Here is a 25,884-nt window from a genome sequence, read left to right as displayed (position 1 = left end):
GCAGAGTATTGTTGTCCGACTGCAACATTGTGTGAGAATTATACACCGAGTTGTATGTTAAGCTGCCTGTGCACACTTTTAATGAACAGTTAAAGTTAATTGTATAACAATTCCGTTGTAAAGTAGCCCACATTGTATTGCGTAGTTGGCAGTGTGTACAATTTATTGCCAAGTGTCAACTAAACAATACTGTGGTCTTACTCTGGCGACAAGATGTTTTACGCTTGCTTACATTCCTGAAGTAACTGCTGGCGCTGGTGCGCCGCCACGCGCGAGCCGCACCGCACGGCCCAATTCCACCACCGACATGGCGTAAAAATAACTGCGGTTATATTGTGTGATCGCAAAAAAATTGTTGTTTGCGAGCCAATATTCAGTCGGATCAGCCCCATTTTGCAAATCCACCAGGCCATAAGTCTGTTGTTCCGGCACCGGCGTGGTGGCGGTAACGCCCGCCGCCGTCAGTTCCGGCGTCCGATATTTGGCGGTCAGGCCCTGGTTCAGCATGGTTTCCCAGGCGCGGTTGGGCGAGACATTGGCGGCGTACACCAGCGGGCCGCCTTGGCCGCGCTCCCAGCCGTGACCCACCAGGAAGGCGGCTACGCTGCCGATGGCGTCGGTGCTGGAGTTGAGCAGATCGATCTTGCCGTTGCCGTCAAAATCCACCGCATATTTCATGAGGCTGCTCGGCATGAATTGCGGCATGCCGATCGCTCCCGCAAACGAGCCCTTGAGTGACAGCGGATCGATGCCGCTCTGGCGCGCGAACAGCAGCGTGGCTTCCAGCTCGCCGCGGAAGAATTCCATGCGCTCGCGGCGCTGCGGCGCTTCCGGATACGAGAAGGCCAGCGTGGTCAGCGCATCGAGCACGCGGAAGCGGCCCGTGTTGCGGCCATACACCGTCTCCACGCCGATGATGCCGACCAGAATCTCCGCCGGCACGCCGTACAGCGATTCGGCGCGGTTCAGCGCTTCGCTGTTGTCATTCCAGAACTTGACGCCGGCATCGATACGCACCGGATCGATCATGAGCTTGCTGTAAGCCTGCCAGTTTTTCGGCTTGCCCGGCGGCGCCGGCTTGACCAGCTGCACGGTGGCATCGACATAGCGCACCTGCGCCATGAGCGCGTTGAGCTCGTCGCGGTTGAAACCATTGCGTGCAGCGACGTCATCGAGGAAGGCGCGCACATCTTTCCAGTCGCCAAAGTTGACGTACTCGCCAACATAGTCGACCGCTGGCGCGGCTTTTTTCTTCGGCTCAGCTTTTTTCTTTTTGGTCTGCATGCTGGGCGGCAGCTTGTAGCCGTAGGGATCGACAGGCGCGGCATAACTGGCGGTTGCGGCACTCAACAGCAGGGCGGTAATCAGAGTCTTCATCGGCATAAAGGTAAAAGTGTTTTCAGCGTCGCTAGCGACGCCGAACGTGATTCGGTTCCGTCGGCGCCATACTTCAGCATACCGTACAGGTGCAAAAACTGGTTTATCGCAGCGTGCCTTTCCGCGCTCCCGGGCATGGCCTGCAGGCGCGCGGCATAGCTGTGCGGCCCCTCGGCCGGGCGGCGCGCATAACCATGGCGCGCCTGCAGCCGGCAAAACGCCGCGTACAGGCTGTCCAGCGGATCGGCGGGCTGGCGCTGCCACTGCCAGCGCAGCGCCAGCAGCAGGCCACATACCAGCGCCGCAGCAACGGCGCTGCGCCAGTTGCCAAAGCTTGCGCTTAGTTCTTCGAGGAAACTTCGCTGTCTATCGGAATTGTAATCCAGTACCCATTGATTCCAAGAATTATTCAGTGCGGCATAGCTGAACCGGACCTGCGCCAGCCACGAATTGGGATCACCTTGCAGCGCCAGCAGCGGCGCAAAGCCAAATGCGGGGGGCTGCGGCAGCGCGCGCGCCAGGTTGCGCTGCACACGATCGGGGGCGACGGCGGCCGTGGGATCGACGCGCTGCCAGCCGGCTTGCGGGGTCCAGATCTCGGCCCAGGCGTGGGCGTCGGACTGGCGTACGGTCAAATAGCCATCGACCGGATTCATTTCGCCGCCCTGGTAGCCGGTCACCACGCGCGCCGGGATGCCCATGGCGCGCATCAGCACCACGTAGGCGCCCGCATAGTGTTCGCAGAAGCCGGATTTGCTCTGGAACAGGAATTCGTCCACGGCGTCGCGCCCCAGCAGCGGCGGTTCCAGCGTGTAGTTGTAGCCGCCGCTGCGGAAGCGCGCCAGCAGCGCGCTGCTGAGCAGCGCAGCGTCCGCCTGCGGCATGGTGGCGCGCAACTGCTGCGCCAGCGCCAGCGTGCGCGGGTTGTAGCCGGCCGGCAGCTCCAGCCAGCGCGCCATGCGCTCGGGGCGTTCATTGGCCTGCAGCGCGTAGCTGGTCCAGGCCATGGCCTGGTAACGCACGCGGCGGCTGATGGCGTCGGTGGTGAACACTTCCATCTCATCCGTATCGCGCAGGCGGTAGCCCGGCACCTGCAGGTCGGGACCGGTGAGCTCCAGCAGCGCCAGCCAGCGCGTGTTGGTGGCTTCCATGGTGGTTTCGTAGCGTAGTGGCCGGCCGCGCGTCTGGATGGCGATGTCCAGCCGTTGCAGGCCGCGCTTGCGCGGCACGCGGCTCCAGGTGCGGCCATCATAGTCGCCCAGCACAATGCTGCGCCAGTACAGCTGCTGCTGGGCTGGTACGCCGTCCAGGAAGCGCACGCGGAAGGCCGGTTCGTCGGACTGCGCCAGCGACGACAGCGTGCCGGGCGCCATGGTGTCGCTGAGCCCCGTCTTGCCCCCCAGCGCATCGCCGGGCAAGCCCCACAGCGGGCCTTGCAGGCGCGGGAAGCCGATGAACAGCAGCAGCGCGATCGGCGCCGCAATCGCGCACACCTTGGCCGAAGTGCGCAGGCGCCGCGCCAGCGGCGGCACCACGCCGGTGTACTGGAAGGATTGCTGCGCCGTCAGCAGCACCACCAGCGTCAGCGCCATGAACAGCGCGGTCGGCATGGACTGCGAATACAGGAAGTTGGTCAGCAGGACGAAAAAGCTCAGGAACACCACCACGAACAGATCGCGTTTGGCGTGCATCTCCAGCAGCTTGAAGGCCAGCAGCAGCACCAGCATGGCCACGCCGGCGTCGCGGCCCAGCAGCGTGCGATAGGTGGCGTAGACGCCGGCCATGGCCGCTACCGCCACCGGCACCAGCAGCCAGATGGGCGGCATGCGGCGGCCCGTCCACGTGATCGCCGCGCGCCACAGCAGCGTGACGCAGGCGAGGGCGCTGATCCACAGCGGCAGGTGCGCGAAATGCGGCGCCAGCACCATGAGCGCGGCGGCAATCAGCAGCAGCGTGTCTGCCTTGTCGCGTGTGAGGCGCAGCGCCAGCGGTGTGCGTGGCGGGACCGCATTCATGCTCCGCCCTCCTGGCCGAACAGGGCCAGCGCGCGCAGGCAGCTGGCGCGGTGGGCGTCGCCGAGCGCCGGGCCGTAATCATGCTCTGCCAGCTTGAAGCGGTAAGGCAGCGCGCGCTGTTCGGCCTCCAGCACCCAGCGCGCCATGCGCGCCAGCTTCAGTTCCAGATCCAGTTGCAGGGGCAGCGCCGCGAAGTCCAGGCATAGCTCGGCCACCGCGCCGCCTTCGAAATGCTTGGTCACCAGCTGTCCGCCCAGCGCCGGATCATGGCGCGCGATCTGGCGCCAGGCCAGATGCCGCAGCGGGTCGCCGGGCTGGTAGCTGCGGATGCCGGCGAAGTTATCCAGTCCCACTGTGCCATGCCCATCCTCGCTGGCCGCGCCGGTCGAGGGCAGGGGCTGCGGCGGCAGTTCCGGCGCCGGATATACCAGCACCCGCGCGTCCGGCTGCCAGTAGGCCCATGCGCGGAACAGCCCGAGCGGAAAGCGCGTCACCAGCCGCACGCGGGGCGCCGGCAGCCAGCCGCGCCGGCGGGCCGCTGCCGACAACTGCAGCGCACTGCTGCCGCCGGCCGGCACATCGAGCACCTGGCGCGGCTCGCCATCGGCCTGAAAACCCATCCACACGGCAAAGCGGTCGCGCCGGCTGCGGTTCAGCACATGCAGCTCAAACTGCGCCTCCTCGCCGGCAAACACCGGCTGCGCGCGGCCGCATGCCAGCTGCAGCAGCGCCAGGTTCCTGGCCGTCATCACCATGTCCGCAACCGCGCAGGCGCCGGTGAAAAACGTCAGCGCAAAACCCAGGCCCAGGTTGTAGTTGATGGCGCCGATCAGCATGACCAGCAGCAGCACGGTAAACGCCAGCCCGGCGCGCGTCGGCAGGATGAACACGCGGCGCATGGTCAGCGTCACCACACCCGGCTCACTGTCGCGCAACTGGAACAGCCACTGGTCGCGGCCCTTGCGATACAGCGAGTGCAGCGCCGCCATCATGATGGGTCAGACCGGCACCGACTCTTGCAGCTGCAAGACCAGATCGCGGCTGGCCAGCGCCACGCCGTTGGCCGACCTGACGGGCCGCAGCCGGTGCGCGCATACCGGCACCAGCACCGCCTGCACGTCTTCCGGCAGCACGTGGTTGCGGCCTTCCAGCGCCGCCCACGCGCGCGCCGCCTGCAACAACGCGATGGCCGCGCGCGGACTCAATCCTTCCGCAAACATGCCGTTGTGCCGCGAGGCCGCCGCCAGCGCCTGCACATAATCGATCAGCGCCGCCGATGCGTGGATTTGCCGCAGCCCTTGCTGCGCCTGGGCCAGTTCATCGGGCAGCATCGCCGCTGGCAGGGACTTGAGCAGCACGCGGCGGTCCTCGCCCATCAGCAGCGCGCGTTCGGCGGCCGGGTCGGGATAGCCCAGCGACAGGCACATGAGAAAACGGTCGAGCTGCGATTCTGGCAGCGGGAAGGTGCCGATTTGATGCATGGGATTCTGCGTGGCGATCACAAAGAACGGCGCCGGCAGCGCGCGCGTCACGCCATCCGCGCTGACCTGGCGTTCTTCCATCGCCTCCAGCAGGCCGGATTGCGTCTTCGGCGTGGCGCGGTTGATTTCATCGGCCAGCAGCACCTGCGTGAAGATCGGCCCCGGATGGAACACAAAGCCGTTCTGCTCGCGTTCATAAATCGAAATGCCGTTGACATCGGCCGGCAGCAAATCACTGGTGAACTGGATGCGGTTGAAGCGCAAGCCCAGCGAAATCGACAGCGCGTGGGCCAGCGTGGTCTTGCCCACGCCCGGCACGTCCTCCACCAGCAGATGGCCGCCCGCCAGCAGGCAAGTGAGCGCCTGCCGTATCTGCACCTCCTTCCCGACAATGATGTCGCCCACCTGCCGGGCCACGGCATGCAATTTTGTGTACATGATATCTATGGTAGATTAGCGCCTGAGGGGATTCTATGCGAGAAACAGCTCGCAGCAGTAAAAATAACATGACCACAGCCATCTACAGCCATCCCGATTGCCAGCGTCACGACATGGGAGACTGGCATCCCGAATCGCCGGCGCGCCTGCAGGCGATTGCCGACCAGCTTATCGGCTCCCACATCAACGACCTGCTGGAGCATCGTGAAGCGCCGCTGGTCGATATCACCGACCTCGAGCGTAACCACAGCAGGAACGCCATCGGCATCGTGCGCGACAACGTCCCGGAAGAGGGCGATACCTACCCGATCGATGGCGACACCTCGCTCAACGCCTGGAGCTGGCGTGCCGCGCAGCGCGCCGCTGGCGCCGCCGTGGCCGCGACCGATGCCGTGATCGACGGCGAAATCGACAACGCCTTCTGTTCCATCCGCCCGCCCGGCCACCACGCGCGGCCCAAAGAGCCGATGGGCTTCTGCCTGTTCAACAACGTCGCCGTCGCCGCCAAGCATGCGCTGGAGGTGCGCGGCTTGCAGCGCGTGGCGATTGTCGATTTTGACGTCCACCATGGCAACGGCACCGAGGAAGCCATCCTCAATGAACCGCGCGTGCTGATGGTCAGCTTCTTCCAGCACCCGCTGTATCCCTACACCGAGCCGCTGCCGATCACCGACCATCTGGTCAACGTGCCGGTGCCGGCCCACACCAAGGGCGATGCGGTGCGCAAGATCGTCACGGAGCAATGGCTGCCGGCGCTGCACGCATTCAAGCCCGAGATGCTGTTCATCTCGGCCGGCTTTGACGCCCACCGCGAAGACGATATCGGCGGCATGGGCCTGGTGGAAGCCGATTATGCGTGGATGACGCAACAGGTGATGGAGATTGCGCGCCTGTACGCGCAGGGACGTATCGTCAGCTGCCTCGAAGGTGGCTACAATTTATCCGCGCTGGGCCGCAGCGTGGTGGCACACGTGAAGGCGCTGGCTGACCTGTAGTTCGACTGATTTTTCTTAACACAAGGAGTGCGCTGTGAGTTTGTGGACCCAGTTTTACTTCAATGAAGGCAAGAAGATTTTCAAGTGGACGCATTACTTCCCGATCTACGAGCAGCACTTCCAGCGCTTTGTTAACCGCCCGCTCACCATCCTGGAAATCGGCTGCCTGAGCGGCGGCTCGCTGCAGATGTGGAAGAGCTACTTCGGCCCGCAGGCCACGGTGGTGTCGATCGATATCAACCCCGACGTCAAGCAGCACGAGGAAGACCAGATCCACATTCGCATCGGCGACCAGTCAGATACCGCCTTCCTGCAAAGCGTGGTCGATGAATTCGGCCCGTTCGACATCGTCATCGATGACGGCAGCCATTTCAGCCCGCACCAGATCGTCAGCTTCGAATTCCTCTACCCGCACACCAAGGAAAACGGCGTCTACCTGGTGGAAGACCTGCATACGAGCTACTGGCCGGAGTGGGGCGGCGTCAAGCGTCCGGGCACCTTCATCGAGCACGCGAAAGACCTCATCGACACCCTCAACGCCTACCACGCGCGCGAAGCCATCCCGGTGACGGAATTCACCAACTCGACCACCTCGATGCACTTCTACGACAGCGTGCTGGTATTTGAAAAGGGCCGCATGCTGCGTCGTCACGACGTCACCATTGGCCGCGATGAAAACGGCGTGCGCCAGCGCGTCGAGCGCCAGTCGCTGCCGTACAAGAAGACCCGCTAGGCGCCCGGCCGCAGGATCACCTTGCGGCAGTTGTCCTCCTTCTTGTCGAAGATGCGGTAGCCCTCTGCCGCCTGTTCCAGCGGCAGGCGGTGGGTAATGATGGTTTCGGGCTGCAGGCGGCCGGCGCGGATATGCTCCAGCAGCTCCGGCATATAGCGCTGTACATGGGTCTGGCCGCTGCGGAAGCTGATGCCTTTCTCGAACGCGTCGCCAAACAGGAAGCCGTGGATAAAGCCCGCGTACACGCCCGGCACGCTGACCACGCCGCCGCGCCGCACGGCCGCGATGCACTGGCGTAGCGCCGCGCCGCTGCTGCCTTCCAGCTTGATGGCGGTGAGCGCCGTCTCCAGCGCGCTGCCTTTGGCCTCAAACCCCACCGCATCAATCACCGCATCGACGCCGCGGTTGCTGGTGTGCGCGATGATGACTTCGGCCGCATCGACGTTGTCGAAATTAATTGGAATCGCGCCGTAGGTGGCGCGCGCGAACTCCAGCCGGTAGGCATGGTGATCGACCATGAAGAGATGCTCCACGCCCAGCATGCGCGCGCACGCGGCAGCCATCTGGCCGACCGGCCCGGCGCCGAAGATCGCCAGGCTGCTGCCCGGTCCGACGTTGGCGTTGAGCACCGCCTGGTAGCCGGTCGGCAGGATATCGCTGAGGAACAGCACTTGCTCATCGGTGAGCGCATCGGGAATCTTGATCGGCCCGACATTGGCCTTGGGCACGCGCGCATATTCGGCCTGGCCACCCGGGATGCCGCCATAGTTGTGGGTAAAACCAAACAAGGCCGCGCCGGGGCGCAGCGACTTTTTGTTGAGGATGGTCCCGCTATCGGGATTGGTGGTCTCGCAGGCCGAATACAGCTGCATGTCGCAGAAGTGGCAGCTGCCGCAGGCAATCACAAACGGCACCACCACGCGGTCGCCCCTGGCCAGTGCGGTGACGCCAGCTCCCGTCTCCACCACTTCGCCCATGAATTCGTGGCCGAGGATGTCGCCCGCGTGCAGGCGCGGCACCTTGCCACGGTAGAGGTGCAGGTCGGAACCGCAGATGGCGGTGGCGGTGATGCGGAGGATGATGTCGTCGGCTTCCTGTAGCGTGGGATCGGGAACCGTATCGACTTTGACGTCATGGGCTGAGTGATAGACAAGCGCGCGCATGGTGAACCTCCTCTGGTGGTGGAAGCCCATCATGCGCGCATGGCGGCTGGGCGCAGTCGGCGCACCCGCCATGTGCGCGTAGGAGCAGGCCTAGGGCGCCTGTTTGAGGTTTTTCTCCAGGAAGGCATCGACGCGCTGCCAGAACGCGATGCGGTTGTCTTCGTGGCGCCAGCCGTGGCCCTCATTCGGATACGTAATCATCTCGACGTTGCTGTTGCCGCGCTTGACCGCATCGTAGAAGCGGTTGGCGTGAACGATGGGCACGCGAATATCTTCCACGCCGTGGGCGATCAGCAGCGGCTGTTTGAGCTCAGCGGCGCGCGCCAGCGGCGATGATTTGCGCCACAGTTCCGCATCCTTGTCTGGATCGCCGATCAGCGTGCGCAGGCTGTAGTTGAGGGTCTCTTGCGAGGCGTCCGAATAGGGCGTGTCAAAGCGCAGGCCGATGTCGGTAACGCCCGCCCATTCCACGCCGCAGCGGAATATCTCGGGATGCTTGATGAGGCCCATCAGCGTGGCATAACCGCCGTAGCTGGCGCCCATGATGCCGATGCGTTTGGGATCAGCCCAGCCCTGCTGGACTGCCCACCGGGCGGCGTCGGCCAGGTCGTCCTGCATGGTCAGGCCCCATTGCTTCAGGCCCGCCTTGAAGTGGTCGGAACCGAAGCCGGTACCGCCGCGGAATTCCGGCTGGATCACGACATAGCCGCGCGACGCCAGGAACTGCGCCTCGCTGTCCCAGGCCCAGTAGGCGCCACGGACCGTCGGTCCGCCGTGCACCAGCACCACGGTCGGCAGGGGACCGCTGGCTTTGCCGGGCGGCAGCGTCACATAGGCGGGAATGCTGCGGCCATCGCGCGCCTTGTAGTGGTGGAAGTCGCGCAAGCCCATTTGTGCGACCTGGATATCCGGATGTTCGGCGCCCAGTCCTTCCAGTTTGCCGCTGGCGCGGTGGTAGATGATGTACTGCGGCGGCTGACGGTCGGACGATGTCACCACCAGCGCCACGGGCGCTTGCAGGCAGTCGTCGGCGCAATGGATGGTATTGGTGGTGCTGGGCAGCATGGCATCGACCTTGGCCTGCTCGGCTTTCATCGCCGGATTCAGCCAGTAGGTGGTGCCGGCGTCGGTTTGCAGGTGGATGCCCAGCAGGCGGTGACTGGTGTAGTCGATTTCCGGCACGCCGTTGAAGTCGAAGCCAGGCACGGAGATAAACGGCTGCTTGTCCATCTTCATCGCTTGCAGGTCATAGCGGAACAGCGCGATGTAGCCCTTGTGGCCGGCGTTGACGTACAGCGTGTCGTCGCCGTCGAAAAAGGCTGGCGAGAAGCGGCTGTCGAGATAGCATCCGCCGTTTTCCAGCTCGCGCCATTCGGTGTCATTGGCGCGACGGTAGGAGCTGATGCAGCGGCCGTTTTTCTGCGACATGACCACGCGCGGAACGTCGTAGGTGTCAGTCATCCACCATTGCACCGCGCCTGGCTGTGCGCCTTCCAGCGCGCCGCGCAGCTGGCGGTTGCGCGTGTTGAGGCGATAGATGCGGGAATGGTCGGGCGTGCGGTCGATATTGTTCCAGCTGAATTTCTGCACCAGAATATCGTCCGAGCCGTCATGGGTGACGCCGTAGAATTCGTAGTCGGCCGTCAGCGTGTGGGCCTTGATCGAGCTGCCGGTATTCTCGCGCTGATGGGTCCAGTTGCCGCTGATGAGGTGGACCACGTTGCTGCCATCACGGTCGGCCGCGATCTCGTCCAGATTGCCGTTGAATTCGACGCGCAGATTCTTGATGGTGAAGCCGATGCGGTTTTCATTGATCCAGTGGACTGCGGTGATGACTTCCTGGTCCGTGGTACGGATGATGATTTTGTATTGCGACAGGTCGCTGGTGTTGCGCACCGAGAGCAGACTCACGCCGTTCGGTGTCGCCGTCACGGAGGCGACATAGCCGCCTTTGGGCGAGAGCGCGACGTGACTGAGCTGGGGTGTCTGGAAAAAATGTTCGGCGCCGGGGGCGGTGGCTTGCGCCAAGCCCACCGACAGGGACAGGGACAAAAATAAGGACAGCAGGGATGTCTTCATAAAACCTCTACAATTGCAATTAAGCAATCATAGAGGTCGGTTGTTTTTTTGTCTATTACAGATCAGCCATGTACGGCCTGGCCATTCTTGGCCGACCAGCGGTACAGGCTCCAGACGATGGCGGTGCCGACGATGAGGGCGATGGACATGGTCTGGCCTTCGCTCATGGTGTTGGCAATCGCCAGCGGCTCGCCTTTGCCCGACAGGACGATCATGCCGGCCAGCGCGACGTTGAACAGGCTTTCGCCGACGATGAAGCCGGACATCACCAGCACGCCAATCCGCTTGGCCGCTTCGCCGCCAGCCTTCTTCTCGACCGCGCGGTCGAACAGCCAGCCCGTCACGGCGCCGATCACCACCGGCGTGATCACCGCGCTAGGCAGGTAGATCGCCAGGCCCACGCCCAGCGGCGGCAGGCTGTACTTGCCGTTGCTGGACTGCTTGAGTACGAAGTTGATCAGCACTAGCGCCAGGCCAATCAGCACGCCGTAGCCGAGCAGATTCCATTGCAGATTGCCGCCGATGACGCCCTTGGCCAGCGTCGAGATCAGCAGCGCCTGTGGCGCGGCCAGCGGCTGGTCCGAGATCGAATCCAGATTCGGTGCGCCGACAAAGCCGTTCGCATGGTTCAGCAGTTCCAGCACCGGCGGCACCACGCACGAACCGGCGGCCACACCGATCAGCAGGCCGACCTGCTGCTTCCACGGGGTGGCGTTGACCAGCTGGCCGGTTTTCAAGTCTTGCAGGTTGTCGTTACCGATCACGGCCACGGCCAGCACCACGGTGGTGACAAACAGCGCGAAGGCAATCAGCGCCTGGGCGACTTCCGGACCCATGACGGTGCGGCCGACCATGCCGACGCTGAGCGCAGCGCCCAGAATGGTCAGGATGGCGATGCCGGACACCGGCGAGTTGGATGAACCGATCAGGCCGGCCATGTAGCCGCAGACGGCAGCGGCGAAAATGCCGGCGATCAGGATGTAGCCCACGCCCACCGCCACCAGCGGCACGGCCAGCGACATCAGCGGGCCGCCTTGCAGGAAGCTGGCCAGCAGCCAGCCGGCCGGCACCAGCGAAATCAGCGTCACCAGGCCGACAAAGAAGATCGGCATGTCCAGCTCGGTGCGGTCCAGCACCGCGCCGGCCAGCTTGGCTTTGCGCGCGGTTTCCATGGCCGACTTGAGGCCGCCCAGGATCGGCTTGGCCAGGCCGGCCAGCGTGATGATCGCGGCAATGCCGATCACGCCCGCGCCCATCATGCGGACTTCCTTGGACCAGATGCTGAGCGCATGGTCGGCGGCGGCCATGCCCGCTGCGGCGGGCGACAGCGTGGTCATGATCGGCACCAGGACGCCCCAGGCGATCACGGTGCCGACCAGCATGGCGACACCGACGGTAATGCCCATCAGGTGGCCGGCGCCGATCAGCGCCAGCGAGCTGGAGGCGCCAATGCCGGTGGCGCCGGCGCCGGTGCGGAAGTAGATCGCCACCTCGCCGGCCAGCAGCTTGGCGGCGGCGCCCGCGGCAAACAGCGCCGAGGTCAGGCTGCCCCAGATCACGGCGCGCAGGCCGGCTTTACCTTCAGCCGCGCCAGCACGCGACGCCATGCCGACCTTGAGCACTTCGGCGGCGGCCACGCCTTCCGGGTACGGCAGGTCGGATTGCGACACCAGCGCGCGGCGCAGCGGCACCGTGTACATCACCCCCAGCACGCCGCCGACGGCGCAGGCGCCAAAGGTCGGCCAGAACGGCACGTGCGCCCACCAGCCGATCATCAGCAGACCAGGCAGGACGAAAATCACCGAAGCCAGCGTCCCCGCTGCGGAGGCAATGGTCTGGACGATGTTGTTTTCCTGGATGGTGGCATCCTTGAAAGCACTCAGCAGGGCCATCGAGATCACGGCGGCCGGGATCGAGGTGGCAAAGGTCAGGCCGACTTTCAGGCCCAGATAGACCTGCGCGGCGGTAAACACCAGCGTAATCAGAATGCCCAGAATAATGCCGCGAAGGGTGATTTCCTTCGGGGTGGACGGTGCAGCTATGCTCATCTTCAGCACTCCGGTTGAAAAATATTGTTTATATAATCAGAAAAGGGTAAAAGCGCCTCATGATAAACGAATCCCGGCCGGGTTAGCAGGTAAAATAGCGGGTTGTCAGAACGATTTTGAAGGTCAGAGCATGTCGATACAATGGTACCCAGGGCATATGAACGCCGCCAAGAAGAAGGCGGCGGAACAGATGGAGAACACCGATCTGGTGATCGAAGTGGTCGACGCGCGCCTGCCCGAAGCCAGCACCAACCCGATGGTGGAAGAGCTGCGCAAGTTCCGCCAGCGTCCCTGCCTGAAGATCCTCAACAAGATCGACCTGGCCGATCCTGCCGCCACCGCCGCCTGGACCGCGTACTACAACGCCCAGGAAGGCGTGACTGCGTATGCCATGACCACCAAGAAGCCGGCCGACGTGGCGCGCATTCCGGACCTGGCCAAGCAGCTGGCGCCGCACCGTGGGGTGCCGACCAAGCCGCTGCGCATCATGATTATGGGTATCCCTAACGTCGGCAAATCCACGCTGATGAACGCGCTGCTGAAAAAGCGCGTGGCCAAGGTGGGCGATGAGCCGGCCGTGACCAAGCAGCAGCAGAAGCTCTACCTCGACAAGAACACCGTGCTGGTCGATACGCCAGGCATGCTGTGGCCGAAGATCGCGCTGCCAAGCGATGGCCTGATGCTGGCCGCCAGCCACGCGATCGGCTCGAACGCGCTGATCGAAGAGGAAGTGGCCGAGTTCCTGGCCGGCGAGCTGCTGGTGCGCTATCCGGAGCTGCTGGTGGCGCGCTACGGCTTCAAGGAAATCGACCAGATGGACGCGATCGGCGTGGTGGAAGGTGTGGGCATCAAGCGCGGCTTCCGCCAGAAGGGCGGCGACCTGGATTACGAGAAGGCCTCGCACACCTTCCTGGGCGACTACCGCAGCGGCGTGCTGGGACGTATCTCGCTGGAGACGCCGGACACGCGCAAGGCGCGCCTGGAAGAACATGCAGCCGAGATGGCGAAGAAAGCCGCTGAAAAAGCCGCCATCGCCGAAGAGAAGGCCCGCGCCGCCGCCAACGGCAAGCGCGGTACCTGATTACGGCGCAGCCGGCTCGCCGAAGCGGAAGCTGCTGACGGCGAGGGCGCCCATGAAGGCGTCCTCGTGATAGGGCACGGCGGCGGCTTCCTGCTCCGCCGCGCCCAGCACCACCATCAATGGCAGCAGATGCTCTTCGCGCGGATGCGCCACGCGTGCTGCTGGTGCCTGTTCCCACTGCATCAGCTGTGCGCTGCGTTCGGCCGGTGGCAGCGCCATGGTCTGCTGCAGCCACTGGTCAAACGCATGCGATGCCGACGCGCCCTGCGCATTGAACGCGCGCAGGTTGTGATAACTCAGTCCGCTGCCGATAATCAGCACGCCCTGTTCGCGCAAGGGCGCCAGCAGGCGGCCGACTTCCAGGTGCGTCTGCGGATCGAGGCCGGCTTTCAGCGACAGCTGCACGATCGGCACGTCCGCATTTGGATACACGGGATACATCGCACTGAACGTGCCATGGTCAAAGCCGCGCTGCGGATCGAGCAGCGCCTTGTGGCCGCCAGCCTCCAGCAAAGCCTTCACCTGCGCCGCCAGCTCCGGCGACCCCGGCGCGCGGTACTGCACCTCGTAGGTGTGCGGCGGGAAGCCGCCGTAGTCGTAAATCATCGGCGGCGTGGCCGAGGACGACAACATGAAATCGCGGCCTTCCCAGTGCGCCGTAATTACCAGCACCGCCTTGGGCGTGACGCCGATCTGGCGCGGAATGTCGCGCAGCGAGGCGTCCAGCTTGCCGTACAGGTGGCCGACCTGGTCCATCATGAATGGCCAGGGGCCGCCGCCGTGGGACAGAAAATAAGTAGGTAGCTTCATTGGGGGAGTTCCTTTCAGCCTTCACTATAGACACGCACAACTCTGCAATCAATGCTGTAAATATAGATGGGTCGTATCGAAAATATGAATGATCGGACTGGCGTGCTTGTCAGGCGTATAATGCGCGGGTCTGGTGCCTGGGAAACACGAATCCAAAGTGTGCTGCCCCCGCAACCGTCATCAGCCCGGATACCGGCCAGACAAGGGGGAGACTGCTCAGCGGCCTCCGTACGATTCCAGCCTGCGGGGACGCAGGCGGATGGCTTCTACTAAAAAATATACCACCATGATTAGCTCCGCATTCCGTCCGCGCCTGATGGCCGCTGCTGTTTCCCTTTGCTTTATCGCCCCGGCCACCGCGCTGGCCGAAGACACCGCCGCACAAGCCGGCCAGGCCCTGGGCACCATCGTGGTCACCGGTTCGCGCTTTGACGCTGATCCGGCGCTGGCGCCGATCGGCGCCACCGTCATCACGGCGGAAGAAATCCGCCGTTCGGGCGCCAGCGATGTCAACGCGGCGATCCGCAAGGTAGGCGGCGTGTACGGCCGCCAGTCGCTGGACGGCAGCCCGGACTTCGGCCTGGACCTGCGCGGCTTCGGCACCAACAGCAGCCAGAATCTGGTGATTGTGCTGGACGGCGTGCGCCTGTCGGAAAATGAATTGAGCAACGCCATCCTGTCGACCATCCCGATCGACACCGTGGACCACATTGAAATCACGCGCGGCGGCGCCAGCGTGCTGTATGGCGACGGCGCCACCGGTGGCATCATCAACATCGTCACCAAGCGCCCGCTGGCCAATACCCGCCGTGGCAGCATGTTCGTGCAGGGCGGCCAGTTCCACGCAGGCGAAGTGCGCGTTTCCGGCGCCCAGGCCTGGGACAATTTTGCGGCCGATGCGACGCTGGGTACGCAGCGCACCGATAACTACCGCGACAACAACGACTTTAAGCAAACCAACTTCAGCGGCGGCGCGCAGTGGTTCGCCAACCAGTTCGACCGCGTTGGCTTCCGCTACGAAGGCGCACGCCAGGATATGCGCTTTGCCGGCTCGCTTAAAGAGACCGAGTTCAACGCCAATCCACGTCAGACCAAGACGCCGGATGACAATGGCTCGCTGGACAGCGACCGCCTGACCGTATTCGGCGCCTATCGCCTGTATGGTCACGACATCGCAGCTGATCTGTCGTATCGCAAGAAGACTGTCGAATCGACCTACTACTTTGGTAACAGCGCGTCGCCTGCCAGCTACGAAAGCAAGCAGTGGCAATTCTCGCCGCGCGTGCGCAAGCTGGGCGCTGTCAATGGCATGATTAACGAGCTGGTTGCCGGTATGGACTTCATCAAATGGGAACGCACCACGGCTTCCGGTTTCTCTGCCGCAGACGCCAACCAGAAATCCAAAGCCCTTTACCTGCGCGACGAACTGCGCTTCGATGCTGCGCATGAGGGCCGTATCTCCGTTGGCGTGCGCCGTGAGATCTTCGACAAGGACTTTTCCGATCCACTCGGCTTCAGCACCAAAACCTACAACCTGGTACAAGGCCTGAATGCGTGGGAGCTGCAAGCCAGCTACATGCCGGTCGCCGATCTGACCGTGTTTGGAAAGCTGGGCCAGAGCTACCGTGTGGCGAACGCGGATGAAAACGCGCTGACGCCGAGCACTAATAAGCCGCTGGCAGCCCAGCAGTCGCACGATGCGGAAGTGGGCGTGAGCTACGCCAACGCCATGCAAAAGGTCACTGCGCGTGTGTTCCGCCACAACCTGACCAACGAGATCTTCTACGATCCAACGTTGAACTATGGCGTCAACACCAATCTGGACCCCACCCGCCGTCAGGGCGTTGAGCTGGATGCGGAGCAGAAGATCAACGCGGCGTGGAGCGTCAACGCGCACTACCAGCACGTGCAGGCCAAGTTCCGTGAAGGTGTCAACAACGGCAAGGAGATGGTGCTGGTGCCGAAGAACACGCTGAGCGCGCGCGTGAGCTGGACTGGCCAGGGCCAGAATGCCGATGTGGGCGTGCAGTGGAGCGACAAGCAGCGTTATGGCGATGACTTCACCAACCAGTGCAAGGCCGAGATGCCAGCCTTCACCACGCTGGACGCACGCTATGCACGTAAGTTCGGCCAGTGGGAGTGGGCAGTGTCGGGACAGAACCTGACGGACAAACACTACTACTCGCAGGCGTTCTCCTGCGCCACGGGCGTCAACCAGGGCATCTACCCATCGGACGGCCGCCAGCTGAAAGTCTCGGCGCGCTACGACTTCTGATGCGCCGCGCCGCTTTCCTGCTGGCGCTGGGCGGCTTCGGCGCCGCTCACGCGGCTATCACGGTACAGGACGACGCCGGCAACAGCGTCACTCTGGCCAGGCCGGCGCAGCGCGTAGTCTCGACCGCGCCTCACATCACCGAACTGCTGTTCGCAGCGGGCGGTGGCGAGCGCGTGGTCGGCGCCATGAACTTCAGCGACTATCCGGAAGCGGCCAAGCGCATCCCCGTCATCGGCAGCAACGCGACCATCGACATGGAGCGCCTGCTGGCACTGCGCCCGGATCTGCTGGTGGTGTGGCAGACCGGGAATACTGCGCGCCAGCTGGAGCAGTTGAAAAGCCTGGGCATCCCCATCTTTTACAGCGAGCCAAAAAAGCTGGAGGACGTGGCCACCAGCCTGACCCGCCTGGGCCAGCTGCTGGGCACCGACGCCACGGCGCAAGCGGCGGCAAGCGACTACCGCCAGAAGATCGGCAAGCTGACCGCAACCTATGCCCAGCGTTCGCCGGTCAAGGTGTTCTATCAGATCTGGGAAAAGCCGCTGTTCACGCTCAACGGTGAACACATCGTCAGTGATGCGCTGCGCGTGTGCGGCGGCCGCAACGTCTTCGCCAGCCTGAAAGTGACAGCGCCCTCGGTCAGCACCGAGGCCGTGTTGCAGGAAAACCCGGAAGTCATCCTGGGCGGCGAGCAGCACGACAACCAGGCCGGCATCAATATCTGGAAGCCGTACAAAGGCCTGCTCGCGGTGCAGCGCAACAATCTGTTCATGCTGGACAGCGAACAGCTGGTGCGCGCCACGCCGCGCATCGCCGACGGCATCGCCATGCTGTGTGAAAAACTGGAGACAGCCCGGCGGCATCGGCCTTAAGTTGGGCTTAACACCTAGGCCGTAAGGTGAAAATAGTGGTAATCTCCCCGCGTTTGCCACTTTCACCTCACTTGAAGGATAGATATGCGTCTCCTGAGCTTCCTGCGCCCACTGATTGCCACCGTTGCCTTTATGGCTGCCGCTGCTGGCGCCGCCGACTTCAAGGATGGCCTGGACTACAACACCGTCAACGCGCCGCGTCCGGACACCGGCAAAAAGGTCGAGGTGCTGGAATTCTTCATGTACCACTGTCCGCACTGCAATGCGCTGGACCCGTCGCTGTCCGATTGGGTGAAAAAGAATAGCGACAAGATCGTCTTCAAGCGCATGCACATGGGCGACGACCCGCAGGCCAAGGCGTTCTACACGCTGGAAGCGATGAACTTGATGAACAACGCCATGCATGAAAAAATCTTCCATGCGATTCACAAGGAACGCAACCGCCTGAATACCGACCAGGCCTTGCTGGACTTCCTGGTGAAGAATGGCGTGGACAAGGCCAAGTACCTGGAGGCGTTCAACTCGTTTGGCGTGCAGACCAAGCTGAAACGCGCGCAGCAAGTGGCCGCGCAGTATAAACTGGATAGTGTGCCTGCTCTGGTGATCGATGGTCACTACACGACGTCACCGGCGGTGGCAGGCCATGGCCTGACCGACCCGGACGCTGCGCATGTCGCCATGTTCAAAGTGGTCGATAGCCTGGTGGCGAAGTCGCTGCAGGAACGCGCCGGCAAAAAGTAATCAAGGAAGGACGGGTAAGCTAATGAAATTCCCACGAAATGAACGGGAAGAGGCCGAAGGCCAGGTGATGAAGATTTACAAGGAATCGTCGCCTGCACTGGAGACCCTGTTTGAATGGGCCTATGTTAATCACGTGGCGTGGAGCCTGGTGATTGTGTTCATGGGCCTGATTTTCTGGCTGTGCGTGGCGCTGGTGAATGCTGAAAACCAGCGTAATGCGCTGATGACCAAGCAGTGTGTGGATCAGGTGTTCAAGACCGAGCTGGATAAAAAGTGTTTGCGCTCGGTGCAGTCGCGTGAGCACTGGTGGCAGCACCTGACGTATGCGATGAGCCACATCAGTCCCGAGAAATGAAACAGGTCATCCTGGTGACCGGCAGCGGCCGGGGCATAGGCGCTGCCACCGCGCTGCTGGCCAGCCGGCGCGGTTATGCAGTCTGCATCAACTACCACAGCAACGCTGCGGCGGCGGAACGCCTGCGCGCGCAGATCGTGGCGGAAGGCGGCGAGGCGATTGCGGTACAGGCCGATGTCGGCGTCGAGGCCGACGTGCTGCGCCTGTTCAGCACCATCGACGAGGAACTGGGGCCGCTGACGGCGCTGGTGAATAATGTCGGGGTGCTGGAACAGCAGGGCAAGCTGGCGGATATGTCGGCTGAGCGGCTGCAGCGGGTCTTCAATACCAATATCCTGAGCTACTTCCTGTGCAGCCGCGAGGCGGTGCGCCGCATGTCCAAGGCGCGCGGCGGGCAGGGCGGCGGCATCGTCAACGTGTCGTCGGGCGCTGCGCGCCATGGCGGCGGCAACGTGTATATCGACTACGCGGCCTCCAAGGGCGCGGTGGACGTGATGACGCTGGGGCTGTCGAAAGAGGTGGGCCCCGAAGGGATACGCGTGAATTGCGTGCGGCCGGGGATTATCTATACCGAGATTCATGCCAGCGGCGGTGATCCCGACCGTGTCGACAAGCTGGCGTCCACCGTGCCGCTGGGCCGTGGTGGCCAGCCGGAAGAAATCGCTGAAACCATCCTCTGGCTGCTGAGCGAGCAGGCGTCCTACGTCAGCGGCGCCATCATCGACGCCGCCGGCGCGCGCTGATCTTCAATCCTCCGTTGAAACTGCTTCAAGGGCTGGCCGCATTCTCATGCGGCGGGCCGGCGCGCACAATGGCTGCATCCACTCTTTGAAAGGAAGCGCCATGAAAGCCCTTATCGTTGCTGGTCTGTTGTCCGCAAGCGTCGCCCACGCCGACCCGGTGGTTGACGCCGCCCGTACCTACGCCGCCTTCTGGAATACCGGCGACCCGGCATTGGCGCAAAAAGCGCTGGCCCCGGACTTCATCGACCGTACCTTGCCAGCGGGCCGCGAGCAGGGCGTCAACGGCCCTCTGCAGGCGTCCCGATTCTTCCGCACCGCCGTGCCGGACCTGAAAGCGGAAGCCACCCATATCGTGCCGAACGGCGACCAGGTGTCCGTGCGCCTGCATTTCACCGGTCACTTCACCGGCAAGTTCGGCGATGTGCAAGGCGCTGGCCAGGCCATCGACTTCCAGGCGTTCGACCTGTATCACGTGGTGGATGGCCGCATCGCCGATAACTGGCACCTGGAAGACAACCTCACGCTGCTGCAGCAAATGGGCATTAAGTAAGGTCGGCGAAACGCTCCAGCAAAAACGCGATCAGGGCCGAGATGCGCGGCGGCTGATAGCGGTTGCGGTGATAGAGAAGATTGAGTGGCGCGCTGTCGGTGAAGTATTCATCGAGTACCGTCACCAGCCGTCCGCAGCGCAGGTCCTCGGAAATATCGAGAATGGATTTATAAGCGTAGCCCTGGCCGGCGATGGCCCACTTGCGGATGATCTCACCGTCATTGCTCTGTTGCGTGCGCCGTACGCGTACCGTGCGGCGTTCATCCGCTTCATCGTTGCTGCAGTAGCGCCATTCCTGCATCGGCCCCAGCGCCGTCACCAGCACCAGGGTCGGCAAGCAGGTCAGGTCTTCGGGCGTGGCCGGTCCGCCAGTCTGCGCGATCAGTGCAGGCGCGGCGCACACCACGCGGCGGCTGGGCGCCAGCACGCGCGCGATCATCTCGCTGTCCGCCAGCTGGCCATAGCGCAGCGCGATGTCGATATCATCCTGCACCATATTCGAGGTGTTGTCGCTCAGCGTCAGCGCGTACTGGATTTCCGGATGGCGCGCGCGGAAGTCATCCAGCATCGGCATCAGCACATTGCGCCCCAGGTCCGATGGCGCGGAGACTTTCACCACGCCGCGAACACTGTCCGTGCCCGCGTGCAGGCTGGCTTCCGCTTCCGCCATCAGCGCCATTGCCTGCTCGCTGAAGTGGCGATACAGACGGCCTTCCTCGGTCAGCCGCAACTGGCGCGTGGTGCGCTCAAACAGCTTGACCTGCAAGGATGCTTCGAGTCGCTGCATGCTGGCGCTGGCCGCCGCTGGCGACATGCCCTGCTTGCGGCCGGCGGCCGAAAAGCTGCCCAGCTGGGCGGCGTCGAGGAACAGACGGATCACCGAGAATCGGTCAGAGCCGTTTTGCAGGTCAGGTGTGCTCATAAGCGCCATTATCCATGAATGACGACGGTGCAGGTGGTTCCCGCCACCAGCTCCAGATTGCCGGGTTTTTGGTCAATGTGAATGCGTACCGGCACGCGCTGCGCCAGGCGTACCCAGTTGAAGGTGGGGTTGACGTCGGCCAGCAATTCACGCCCCAGGTTGGCATCGCGGTCGGTGATGCCACGTGCGATACTTTCGATGTGGCCCTGCAGCTGCGCCTGGCCGCTCATCATGTGGACCTCCACTTTGTCGTTCACTTTCAGCAGCGGCAGCTTGGTCTCTTCAAAGTAGCCGACCACGTAGAACGACTCGCTGTTGATCATCGCCAGCTTGGCAGCGCCGACTGCCGCAAAATCACCCGCATGCACGTTCAGATTGGTGACGTAGCCGGTGACAGGTGCCCGCACTACGGTACGCTCCAGATTCAGCTCCGCCAGGTTGCGCGCTGCCAGCGCGGCCTGGTACTGCGCCGATGCGGTACCGGCTGCGGCTTCCGCCGTTTCCTTGCTCTCGGCCGAGACGATGGCGTTGTCCAGACCCGAGCGGCGCCTGGCCTCCTGCGTACGGCGGCCTTTCTCCACCTGCTGCGACGCCAGCATGGCCCTGGACTGCGCGAGGGCGTTTTCGTAGCGCGCCTTGTCGACCACGAACAGCACGTCGCCTTTTTGCACCAGCTGGTTATCGTGCACCATGACTTCGGTCACTGTGCCTGCGACGTCGGCGCTGATCGTGACAACGTCTGCCTTGACCCGGCCATCGCGGGTCCAGGCGGATTCCATGTAGTGGTCCCAGGCGGAGCGGCCCATCCACAGGGCAGCCGCCAGCAACAACATGGTCAGGCAAAAGCGGAAAATTTTAGATGCGCTCACAGAAGCTCTCACAGAAAGTTGGAATTATTTGTACAGCGTGACCAGCAGGGCGCTGAAGATACAGACGAACATGCAAAGCCGCACCAGCGCCGGGTGCCAGCTGCGGCGGTACACGCCGATGTAGCTCAGTGCTGCATCCAGCACCAGCTGCAGCAGCACGGCGACCAGAAACACCGGCAGTACGCCGGGCAGCAGCACGCCAAAAAAATCAAGCTCACGCGGCATAAAGTTCTCCTGATTGCTGGTCCAGCAAGGACGTGTAAATGGAATGTAGATCGGTCAGCGCGGTATGCAGGCGCGCGCGGCGTTCGGGCTGTGCATCGGGCAGGGCGGCACGCACGGCGGTACCGGCGTCGAGGATGGCGTGCAGCGCTGTCTCGCCACCGGTGCGGGAGGGCGCGTGCAGGTAGGCGGACAGTTCGCGCAGCACCGCTTGCAGGCTATCGCGCGCCGCGCCCGCGTGCGAAGCGGCGATCAGCTGGCGCAGCTCGATGACGGCGTGTCCCAGCTCCAGCAAGGTCAAGCCCTGGCGCACCACCACGCGCGTTTCGGCATTGGGCGCCGGCCCCGCCGCTGCATTGAGTTGACTCAGCAAGTCGCGCACGCGGTTGTCAAAGCGGCGTTTCAGGCGATGCAGGCGCGCGCTGCATGCCTGCTGCGCTTCGCGCCACAGCGCGGCAGCGACGTGGCCGCGATGGCCCATCGTGTGCTCCGGCAGCACCACCTTGAACATCAGGTAAGCCACCACCACCCCCATGGTCAGCGACAGCTCGCTGCTGATGAAGGCCTCGACGTCGTAGCGCATCAGATTGGTCGGCACCACCAGTGTGGCCGAGAACATGCCGATACCGATGCCGACACCGCCCCAGCGCGGGCCGCTGCTCAGGTAGGCGCCAAACGCGAACAGCGGCAGCGCGGCCAGCACTAGCGGATAGAAGTTGTCGGCTTTGGCCACCATGAAGAATTCGGTGATGAAAGCCAGCGGCATGGCCAGCAAAAAGCCTTGCAGCACCTGCTGCACCAGCGCCGTCGGACGCGGCGAGGAGGAGGCCAGCGCGCAGAAAATCGTCGCCATCAGGATGGCATTGATGGTGGCGGGCCACGCCAGCCAGTACCACATGCCGGCCGTCAGCAGCAACGTCAGTGCGGCGCGAAAGCCGCTGGCGAAGATGATGGCGGGCGGGGTCTTGGGTGAATACGCGCCGGGATCGCTGACCTGCTGGCGTTTCTGCTGCGCCAGGCCGTGATACAAGGTGGCGAAATCGGCGAGGTTGCCGGCGAAGCGCTGCAGCAGTTCAACCGCTGTATCAAAATCGATTTGCTGCGCGCGCTCCACGGCCGGGCCTTGCGCAAGCTGCGTGCGTGCGGCGGCGATGTCGCCTGCCAGCGCGTTGCGCATCTGCGCCAGACGCGCCGCCGTCAGTTCTTCGCCCAGCGCTTGCGCCATGTGGGCATACATCGGTTCCACCAGCGCCAGCACCGGGCCTTCGCCCGCTGAGCGCAAGCGGTGGCTGAGCCGGTGCAGCGTGTAGAAGGTAGTCAGCGCGGTCATGAACGCCGCATTGAAGGCATGCAGCTGGCGCGTGTGCGAGCGTGAATGGCCTGCTTCAAAGAAGGCGGCGGCGCGGCCGGACTCCAGCGCCGCGATATCGGCCGCGAACTTCAGGTGGTTCAGTTCCGCTTCCGCCGGCGTAATGCGGTGTTCCAGCACGCCACGGCAGAAGCCGATGAAGCCGGCATAGCGCGCCTGCACGGTACGCATCACGGCGCGCGAATGGCGGCGCGGGAAGAATACATCGTGCACGACGGCGGAGCAGATGATGCCCAGGCCCACCTCCGTCACCCGCGTGACCGCCAGCGTGAACACGGACGACGGCGTGTCCACTGCTGGCACGGCAATCATCACCGCCGTGTACCCGGCCAGCACGAAGCTGTACGACTGCTGGTTGCGGTGCATGGCCGCACCGCCCGTGCATAAGGCCACCCACAGCGCCAGGCCAAGAAACAGCACGGCCGGCGTTTGCGGGAACAGGCCCACCAGCGCCAGCGCGGCGGAACAGCCGACCAGCGTGCCCAGAAAACGGTAGAACGCCTTTTCCAGCACCATGCCGCTGCTGGGCATCGCCAGGATGATGGTGGTGGCTAAAGCGGTGTAGGGAGCGTCGAGGCCGAGGCGGAAAGCCAGCCACAGGGCGGAGAAGGAGGCCAGCATGGCCTTGGCGACAAAGATCCAGCGTTCGCCTTCGGTATGCAGCCAGTCGGCGCTCTGCGCCTTGATCCAGCTGAATGCTCTCCGCGCCGCGCTGTGGTCCGGGGAAGGAGAGGCGGCGGGAGTTGCGTTCATGTGCTCAGGTCTAAGTGATGGCTTCTAAATTATCAAGCTGCCGTTTCAGCAGTGATTCCAATAGTTTTACTTCTTCGGCGGTGTAACCGTCGTAGGCGCGGGTGGTCTTGTTCCAGACTTCCGGCAGCACCTTCTCGGCCAGCGCGCGGCCTTCGTCCGTCAGCGAGATCATCACGCAGCGACGGTCGCCGGGGCGGTTGCCGCGCGTGATGAGGCCCTGCGATTCCAGGTCATTGCACACGCGCGTCAGGTTGGCCGGTTTTTCCATGCAGGCCTCGCCCAGCGTGGACGCGGTCGAAGTCTCATTGTCCGAGCCGTACAGCACCGCCAGCACCATGTAGCTGGCATCCACCAGTTCATACTTGCGCAGCGCGGAGTTGGTTAAATCTTTCATCCGTTTCTGGATGTGATAAGTCATACGCACCAGGCGCATCAACTCCTCTGGGAATTCCGGTATTCGGCCATGGATGTTTTTTAGGCGTTTTTTAGTCGCTTCAAAACTACTCATTGCCACTCCTCTGATATTTTTGGAAAGGATTGATTGTACTATCTAAGTATCAATGTAAATCCAGTTTTATGCCCCCACCAAGCGCTGACATCAATAATGCGTAGTTATCCAGTTGTTTGCTCGCCACTTGCGCCATCTGCTGCTGTTCGTTCAATAAGGTCAGCTGGGCGTTGATGACGTTCAGCGTGTCGGTCAGCCCCGATTGATAGGCGCGTTCCGCCAGTTGCTGCTGGCGTTGCGCCGAGGCCAGCGCGCGCTGCGCCAGCTGGTCCTGCTGCCTGACTGAGGCGATTTTCACGACTGCGTTTGCAACCTCGGACATCGCCTGTATCACTGCGGCGTTGTACTGCTCCACCGCGCCATCGTAGATGGCCGTCTGGTTGCCCAGTTGACTGCGCAGTCGCCCGCCTTCAAACACGGGCAGGCTGATGGCCGGGGTGATGCCGCGCATCTGCGAGCCGGATTCCAGGAAATGCCCGAAGCCCAGCGACTGCACGCCCACGAAGGCCGCCAGGTTGAGATTCGGGTAGAAGTCCTTTTTGGCCCCGGCGATGCGTGAACCTGCCGCTTCCACACGCCAGCGCTGCGCCGCGATGTCGGGCCGGCGGCCGACCAGTTCCGCCGGCAGGTTGGCCGGCACCGCGTCACCGCGGCCGGCCGCAAGGGTTAGCATCGGCCGGGTGATCGTGTCGCCGTCACCCGGTCCTTTGCCAATCAGGGCTGCCAGCTGGTTGCGCAGCAGGGCGATCGATTCGCCGATCTGCTCATGCTCGCGCCGTCCGGCCGGCAGCGTTGTTTCGATATTCGTGACCTCCAGATCCGTCGCCAGGCCAGCGGCCTTGCGGCGGCGCGTGATGTCGAGGATGCGCTGGCGCTGCGCCAGGTTTTCGGCCACGCTGTCCTGCAGCGTGTACTCCAGCGACAGCTGGATGTAGGTGCGCACGATGGACGTCGCCAGCGTCAGGCGCGCCATCTGCGATTCGGCCGCCGCCATGTGCATTTCATCCAGCGCTGCCGCCAGCGCATCGCGGTTGCGACCCCACAAATCCAGATCGTAGGAACCGGATAGCGTGGCGGTGTTCTTCCACGCGTAGTTCCCGGCGAGTGGTGCGGGGATCGTGCTGTGCGCCGAATACAGCTCACGGTCGGCGCTGGCCGAAGCATCCACGCGCGGCTGCGTCGCGGCTTGCGCCACGCCAGCCAGTGCTTCGGCCTGACGTACGCGGGCCAGCGTCGCGCGCAGCGACGGGTTGTCGCGCAACGCGGAACTGACCAGCTGATTCAGCTGCTCATCGTGCAACGCTTCCCACCAGCGTTCGTCGGGCCAGGCGATATTGGCGCTGGCGGCGGCGATGGCCTGGCCCGGATTCAGTCCGGCAGGCTTGAGTTGCACGGCCTGGGGCTTGACGTTGCCCATGTCCGCGCAGCCGGCCAGTACGGCCAATGCCAGTGCGGGAATGACGAGGTGAGACAGCTTCACAGCGA

The 25,884-nt window shown here is 63.5% G+C and carries 23 protein-coding genes; 9 read left to right on the top strand and 14 right to left on the bottom strand.

The genetic code is table 11. The annotated features are described in order from the left end of the window. Positions 1–228: 228 nt before the first annotated feature. From mltB to BUA36_RS20490, 4 genes are read right to left on the bottom strand one after another with little or no spacing between them, the layout of a single operon-like run. A complete protein-coding gene (mltB, locus tag BUA36_RS20505) occupies positions 229–1,383 on the bottom strand; it encodes a lytic murein transglycosylase B (protein ID WP_072787182.1) in 1,155 nt (384 codons plus the stop codon). Then, entirely contained in the window at positions 1,374–3,392 is a 2,019-nt protein-coding gene (locus tag BUA36_RS20500) for a transglutaminase TgpA family protein (protein WP_072787181.1), read from the bottom strand. The genes mltB and BUA36_RS20500 overlap by 10 nt, the downstream gene beginning before the upstream one ends. Then, positions 3,389–4,384: a DUF58 domain-containing protein gene (locus tag BUA36_RS20495; protein WP_072787180.1), complete on the bottom strand. Its 996-nt coding sequence runs from the start codon at positions 4,382–4,384 to the stop codon at positions 3,389–3,391. Before BUA36_RS20495 ends, BUA36_RS20500 begins: the two co-directional genes overlap by 4 nt. A 6-nt stretch (positions 4,385–4,390) precedes the next feature. Next, positions 4,391–5,311 carry an AAA family ATPase gene (locus BUA36_RS20490; RefSeq protein ID WP_072787179.1) on the bottom strand — a complete coding sequence of 307 codons (921 nt, stop codon included), beginning with the start codon at positions 5,309–5,311 and terminating at the stop codon, positions 4,391–4,393. A gap of 68 nt (positions 5,312–5,379) precedes the next feature. Here BUA36_RS20490 and BUA36_RS20485 point away from each other — a divergent pair, with 68 nt between their 5' ends. After that, a complete protein-coding gene (locus BUA36_RS20485; protein WP_072787178.1) occupies positions 5,380–6,306 on the top strand; it encodes a histone deacetylase family protein in 927 nt (308 codons plus the stop codon). Positions 6,307–6,340: 34 nt separating this feature from the next. After that, complete coding sequence (locus BUA36_RS20480; RefSeq protein ID WP_084560260.1) at positions 6,341–7,039, top strand: O-methyltransferase; 699 nt, start codon at positions 6,341–6,343, stop codon at positions 7,037–7,039. Here BUA36_RS20480 and BUA36_RS20475 read toward each other — a convergent pair. From BUA36_RS20475 to BUA36_RS20465, 3 genes are all read right to left on the bottom strand, one after another. Continuing rightward, positions 7,036–8,202: a zinc-dependent alcohol dehydrogenase gene (locus BUA36_RS20475; RefSeq protein ID WP_072787321.1), complete on the bottom strand. Its 1,167-nt coding sequence runs from the start codon at positions 8,200–8,202 to the stop codon at positions 7,036–7,038. The genes BUA36_RS20480 and BUA36_RS20475 overlap by 4 nt on opposite strands. A 90-nt stretch (positions 8,203–8,292) precedes the next feature. Next, the gene (locus BUA36_RS20470; RefSeq protein WP_072787176.1) at positions 8,293–10,281 is read right to left on the bottom strand and encodes an alpha/beta hydrolase family protein; all 1,989 of its coding nucleotides are present in this window, start codon (positions 10,279–10,281) and stop codon (positions 8,293–8,295) included. Between the two features lie 62 nt (positions 10,282–10,343). Next, positions 10,344–12,329: an OPT family oligopeptide transporter gene (locus BUA36_RS20465; RefSeq protein WP_072787175.1), complete on the bottom strand. Its 1,986-nt coding sequence runs from the start codon at positions 12,327–12,329 to the stop codon at positions 10,344–10,346. 157 nt (positions 12,330–12,486) lie between these two features. Here BUA36_RS20465 and ylqF point away from each other — a divergent pair, with 157 nt between their 5' ends. Further along, on the top strand, positions 12,487–13,410 hold the full coding sequence (gene ylqF, locus BUA36_RS20460) for a ribosome biogenesis GTPase YlqF (RefSeq protein ID WP_229255770.1): 924 nt from the start codon (positions 12,487–12,489) through the stop codon (positions 13,408–13,410). Here the strand turns inward: ylqF and BUA36_RS20455 are convergent, their stop codons facing one another. Continuing rightward, positions 13,411–14,220, bottom strand: coding sequence for a DODA-type extradiol aromatic ring-opening family dioxygenase (locus BUA36_RS20455; RefSeq protein WP_072787173.1), 810 nt, complete (start codon positions 14,218–14,220; stop codon positions 13,411–13,413). A gap of 286 nt (positions 14,221–14,506) precedes the next feature. Between BUA36_RS20455 and BUA36_RS20450 the strand changes: the two genes are divergently transcribed. The 6 genes from BUA36_RS20450 to BUA36_RS20425 all read left to right on the top strand — a co-directional run bounded on the left by BUA36_RS20450 (position 14,507) and on the right by BUA36_RS20425 (position 19,756). Next, positions 14,507–16,495 carry a TonB-dependent receptor gene (locus BUA36_RS20450; RefSeq protein ID WP_072787172.1) on the top strand — a complete coding sequence of 663 codons (1,989 nt, stop codon included), beginning with the start codon at positions 14,507–14,509 and terminating at the stop codon, positions 16,493–16,495. Beyond that, entirely contained in the window at positions 16,495–17,367 is an 873-nt protein-coding gene (locus BUA36_RS20445; RefSeq protein WP_072787171.1) for a cobalamin-binding protein, read from the top strand. The genes BUA36_RS20450 and BUA36_RS20445 overlap by 1 nt, the downstream gene beginning before the upstream one ends. An 84-nt stretch (positions 17,368–17,451) precedes the next feature. Further along, the gene (locus BUA36_RS20440) at positions 17,452–18,108 is read left to right on the top strand and encodes a thiol:disulfide interchange protein DsbA/DsbL (RefSeq protein WP_072787170.1); all 657 of its coding nucleotides are present in this window, start codon (positions 17,452–17,454) and stop codon (positions 18,106–18,108) included. Positions 18,109–18,130: 22 nt separating this feature from the next. Continuing rightward, positions 18,131–18,463 carry a hypothetical protein gene (locus BUA36_RS20435; protein ID WP_072787169.1) on the top strand — a complete coding sequence of 111 codons (333 nt, stop codon included), beginning with the start codon at positions 18,131–18,133 and terminating at the stop codon, positions 18,461–18,463. Further along, a complete protein-coding gene (locus BUA36_RS20430; RefSeq protein WP_072787168.1) occupies positions 18,460–19,206 on the top strand; it encodes an SDR family oxidoreductase in 747 nt (248 codons plus the stop codon). The genes BUA36_RS20435 and BUA36_RS20430 overlap by 4 nt, the downstream gene beginning before the upstream one ends. A gap of 100 nt (positions 19,207–19,306) precedes the next feature. Further along, positions 19,307–19,756, top strand: a complete 450-nt coding sequence (locus BUA36_RS20425) for an ester cyclase (protein ID WP_072787167.1) — start codon at positions 19,307–19,309, stop codon at positions 19,754–19,756. On the opposite strand, the gene BUA36_RS20420 is transcribed toward BUA36_RS20425, so the two are convergent. The 6 genes from BUA36_RS20420 to BUA36_RS20395 all read right to left on the bottom strand — a co-directional run bounded on the left by BUA36_RS20420 (position 19,749) and on the right by BUA36_RS20395 (position 25,879). After that, positions 19,749–20,678: a LysR family transcriptional regulator gene (locus tag BUA36_RS20420; protein WP_072787166.1), complete on the bottom strand. Its 930-nt coding sequence runs from the start codon at positions 20,676–20,678 to the stop codon at positions 19,749–19,751. The genes BUA36_RS20425 and BUA36_RS20420 overlap by 8 nt on opposite strands. 8 nt (positions 20,679–20,686) lie before the next feature. Continuing rightward, entirely contained in the window at positions 20,687–21,547 is an 861-nt protein-coding gene (locus BUA36_RS20415) for an efflux RND transporter periplasmic adaptor subunit (RefSeq protein WP_084560259.1), read from the bottom strand. Positions 21,548–21,571: 24 nt separating this feature from the next. Next, positions 21,572–21,772, bottom strand: a complete 201-nt coding sequence (locus tag BUA36_RS20410; RefSeq protein ID WP_072787164.1) for a DUF1656 domain-containing protein — start codon at positions 21,770–21,772, stop codon at positions 21,572–21,574. Continuing rightward, entirely contained in the window at positions 21,762–23,891 is a 2,130-nt protein-coding gene (locus BUA36_RS20405) for an FUSC family protein (protein WP_072787163.1), read from the bottom strand. The genes BUA36_RS20410 and BUA36_RS20405 overlap by 11 nt, the downstream gene beginning before the upstream one ends. A gap of 10 nt (positions 23,892–23,901) precedes the next feature. Continuing rightward, positions 23,902–24,285, bottom strand: coding sequence for a MarR family winged helix-turn-helix transcriptional regulator (locus BUA36_RS20400; protein WP_371851471.1), 384 nt, complete (start codon positions 24,283–24,285; stop codon positions 23,902–23,904). A 163-nt stretch (positions 24,286–24,448) separates the two neighbouring features. Next, a complete protein-coding gene (locus BUA36_RS20395; protein ID WP_229255767.1) occupies positions 24,449–25,879 on the bottom strand; it encodes an efflux transporter outer membrane subunit in 1,431 nt (476 codons plus the stop codon). Positions 25,880–25,884: the final 5 nt, after the last annotated feature.

Source organism: Duganella sacchari, from assembly GCF_900143065.1.
GTDB classification, from domain to species: Bacteria; Pseudomonadota; Gammaproteobacteria; order Burkholderiales; family Burkholderiaceae_D; genus Rugamonas; species Rugamonas sacchari.
This window is presented reverse-complemented; position numbering and strand designations above follow the sequence as displayed.

Excerpts from the sequence above, each read along its gene's own strand:
- mltB (WP_072787182.1), bottom strand. The coding sequence starts at position 1,383 with ATGCCGATGAAGACTCTGATTACCGCCCTGCTGTTGAGTGCCGCAACC.
- BUA36_RS20500 (WP_072787181.1), bottom strand. The coding sequence starts at position 3,392 with ATGAATGCGGTCCCGCCACGCACACCGCTGGCGCTGCGCCTCACACGC.
- BUA36_RS20495 (WP_072787180.1), bottom strand. The coding sequence starts at position 4,384 with ATGATGGCGGCGCTGCACTCGCTGTATCGCAAGGGCCGCGACCAGTGG.
- BUA36_RS20490 (WP_072787179.1), bottom strand. The coding sequence starts at position 5,311 with ATGTACACAAAATTGCATGCCGTGGCCCGGCAGGTGGGCGACATCATT.
- BUA36_RS20485 (WP_072787178.1), top strand. The coding sequence starts at position 5,380 with ATGACCACAGCCATCTACAGCCATCCCGATTGCCAGCGTCACGACATG.
- BUA36_RS20475 (WP_072787321.1), bottom strand. The coding sequence starts at position 8,202 with ATGCGCGCGCTTGTCTATCACTCAGCCCATGACGTCAAAGTCGATACG.
- BUA36_RS20470 (WP_072787176.1), bottom strand. The coding sequence starts at position 10,281 with ATGAAGACATCCCTGCTGTCCTTATTTTTGTCCCTGTCCCTGTCGGTG.
- BUA36_RS20465 (WP_072787175.1), bottom strand. The coding sequence starts at position 12,329 with ATGAGCATAGCTGCACCGTCCACCCCGAAGGAAATCACCCTTCGCGGC.
- ylqF (WP_229255770.1), top strand. The coding sequence starts at position 12,487 with ATGAACGCCGCCAAGAAGAAGGCGGCGGAACAGATGGAGAACACCGAT.
- BUA36_RS20455 (WP_072787173.1), bottom strand. The coding sequence starts at position 14,220 with ATGAAGCTACCTACTTATTTTCTGTCCCACGGCGGCGGCCCCTGGCCA.
- BUA36_RS20450 (WP_072787172.1), top strand. The coding sequence starts at position 14,507 with ATGATTAGCTCCGCATTCCGTCCGCGCCTGATGGCCGCTGCTGTTTCC.
- BUA36_RS20445 (WP_072787171.1), top strand. The coding sequence starts at position 16,495 with ATGCGCCGCGCCGCTTTCCTGCTGGCGCTGGGCGGCTTCGGCGCCGCT.
- BUA36_RS20440 (WP_072787170.1), top strand. The coding sequence starts at position 17,452 with ATGCGTCTCCTGAGCTTCCTGCGCCCACTGATTGCCACCGTTGCCTTT.
- BUA36_RS20435 (WP_072787169.1), top strand. The coding sequence starts at position 18,131 with ATGAAATTCCCACGAAATGAACGGGAAGAGGCCGAAGGCCAGGTGATG.
- BUA36_RS20430 (WP_072787168.1), top strand. The coding sequence starts at position 18,460 with ATGAAACAGGTCATCCTGGTGACCGGCAGCGGCCGGGGCATAGGCGCT.
- BUA36_RS20425 (WP_072787167.1), top strand. The coding sequence starts at position 19,307 with ATGAAAGCCCTTATCGTTGCTGGTCTGTTGTCCGCAAGCGTCGCCCAC.
- BUA36_RS20420 (WP_072787166.1), bottom strand. The coding sequence starts at position 20,678 with ATGAGCACACCTGACCTGCAAAACGGCTCTGACCGATTCTCGGTGATC.
- BUA36_RS20410 (WP_072787164.1), bottom strand. The coding sequence starts at position 21,772 with ATGCCGCGTGAGCTTGATTTTTTTGGCGTGCTGCTGCCCGGCGTACTG.
- BUA36_RS20405 (WP_072787163.1), bottom strand. The coding sequence starts at position 23,891 with ATGAACGCAACTCCCGCCGCCTCTCCTTCCCCGGACCACAGCGCGGCG.
- BUA36_RS20400 (WP_371851471.1), bottom strand. The coding sequence starts at position 24,285 with ATGAAAGATTTAACCAACTCCGCGCTGCGCAAGTATGAACTGGTGGAT.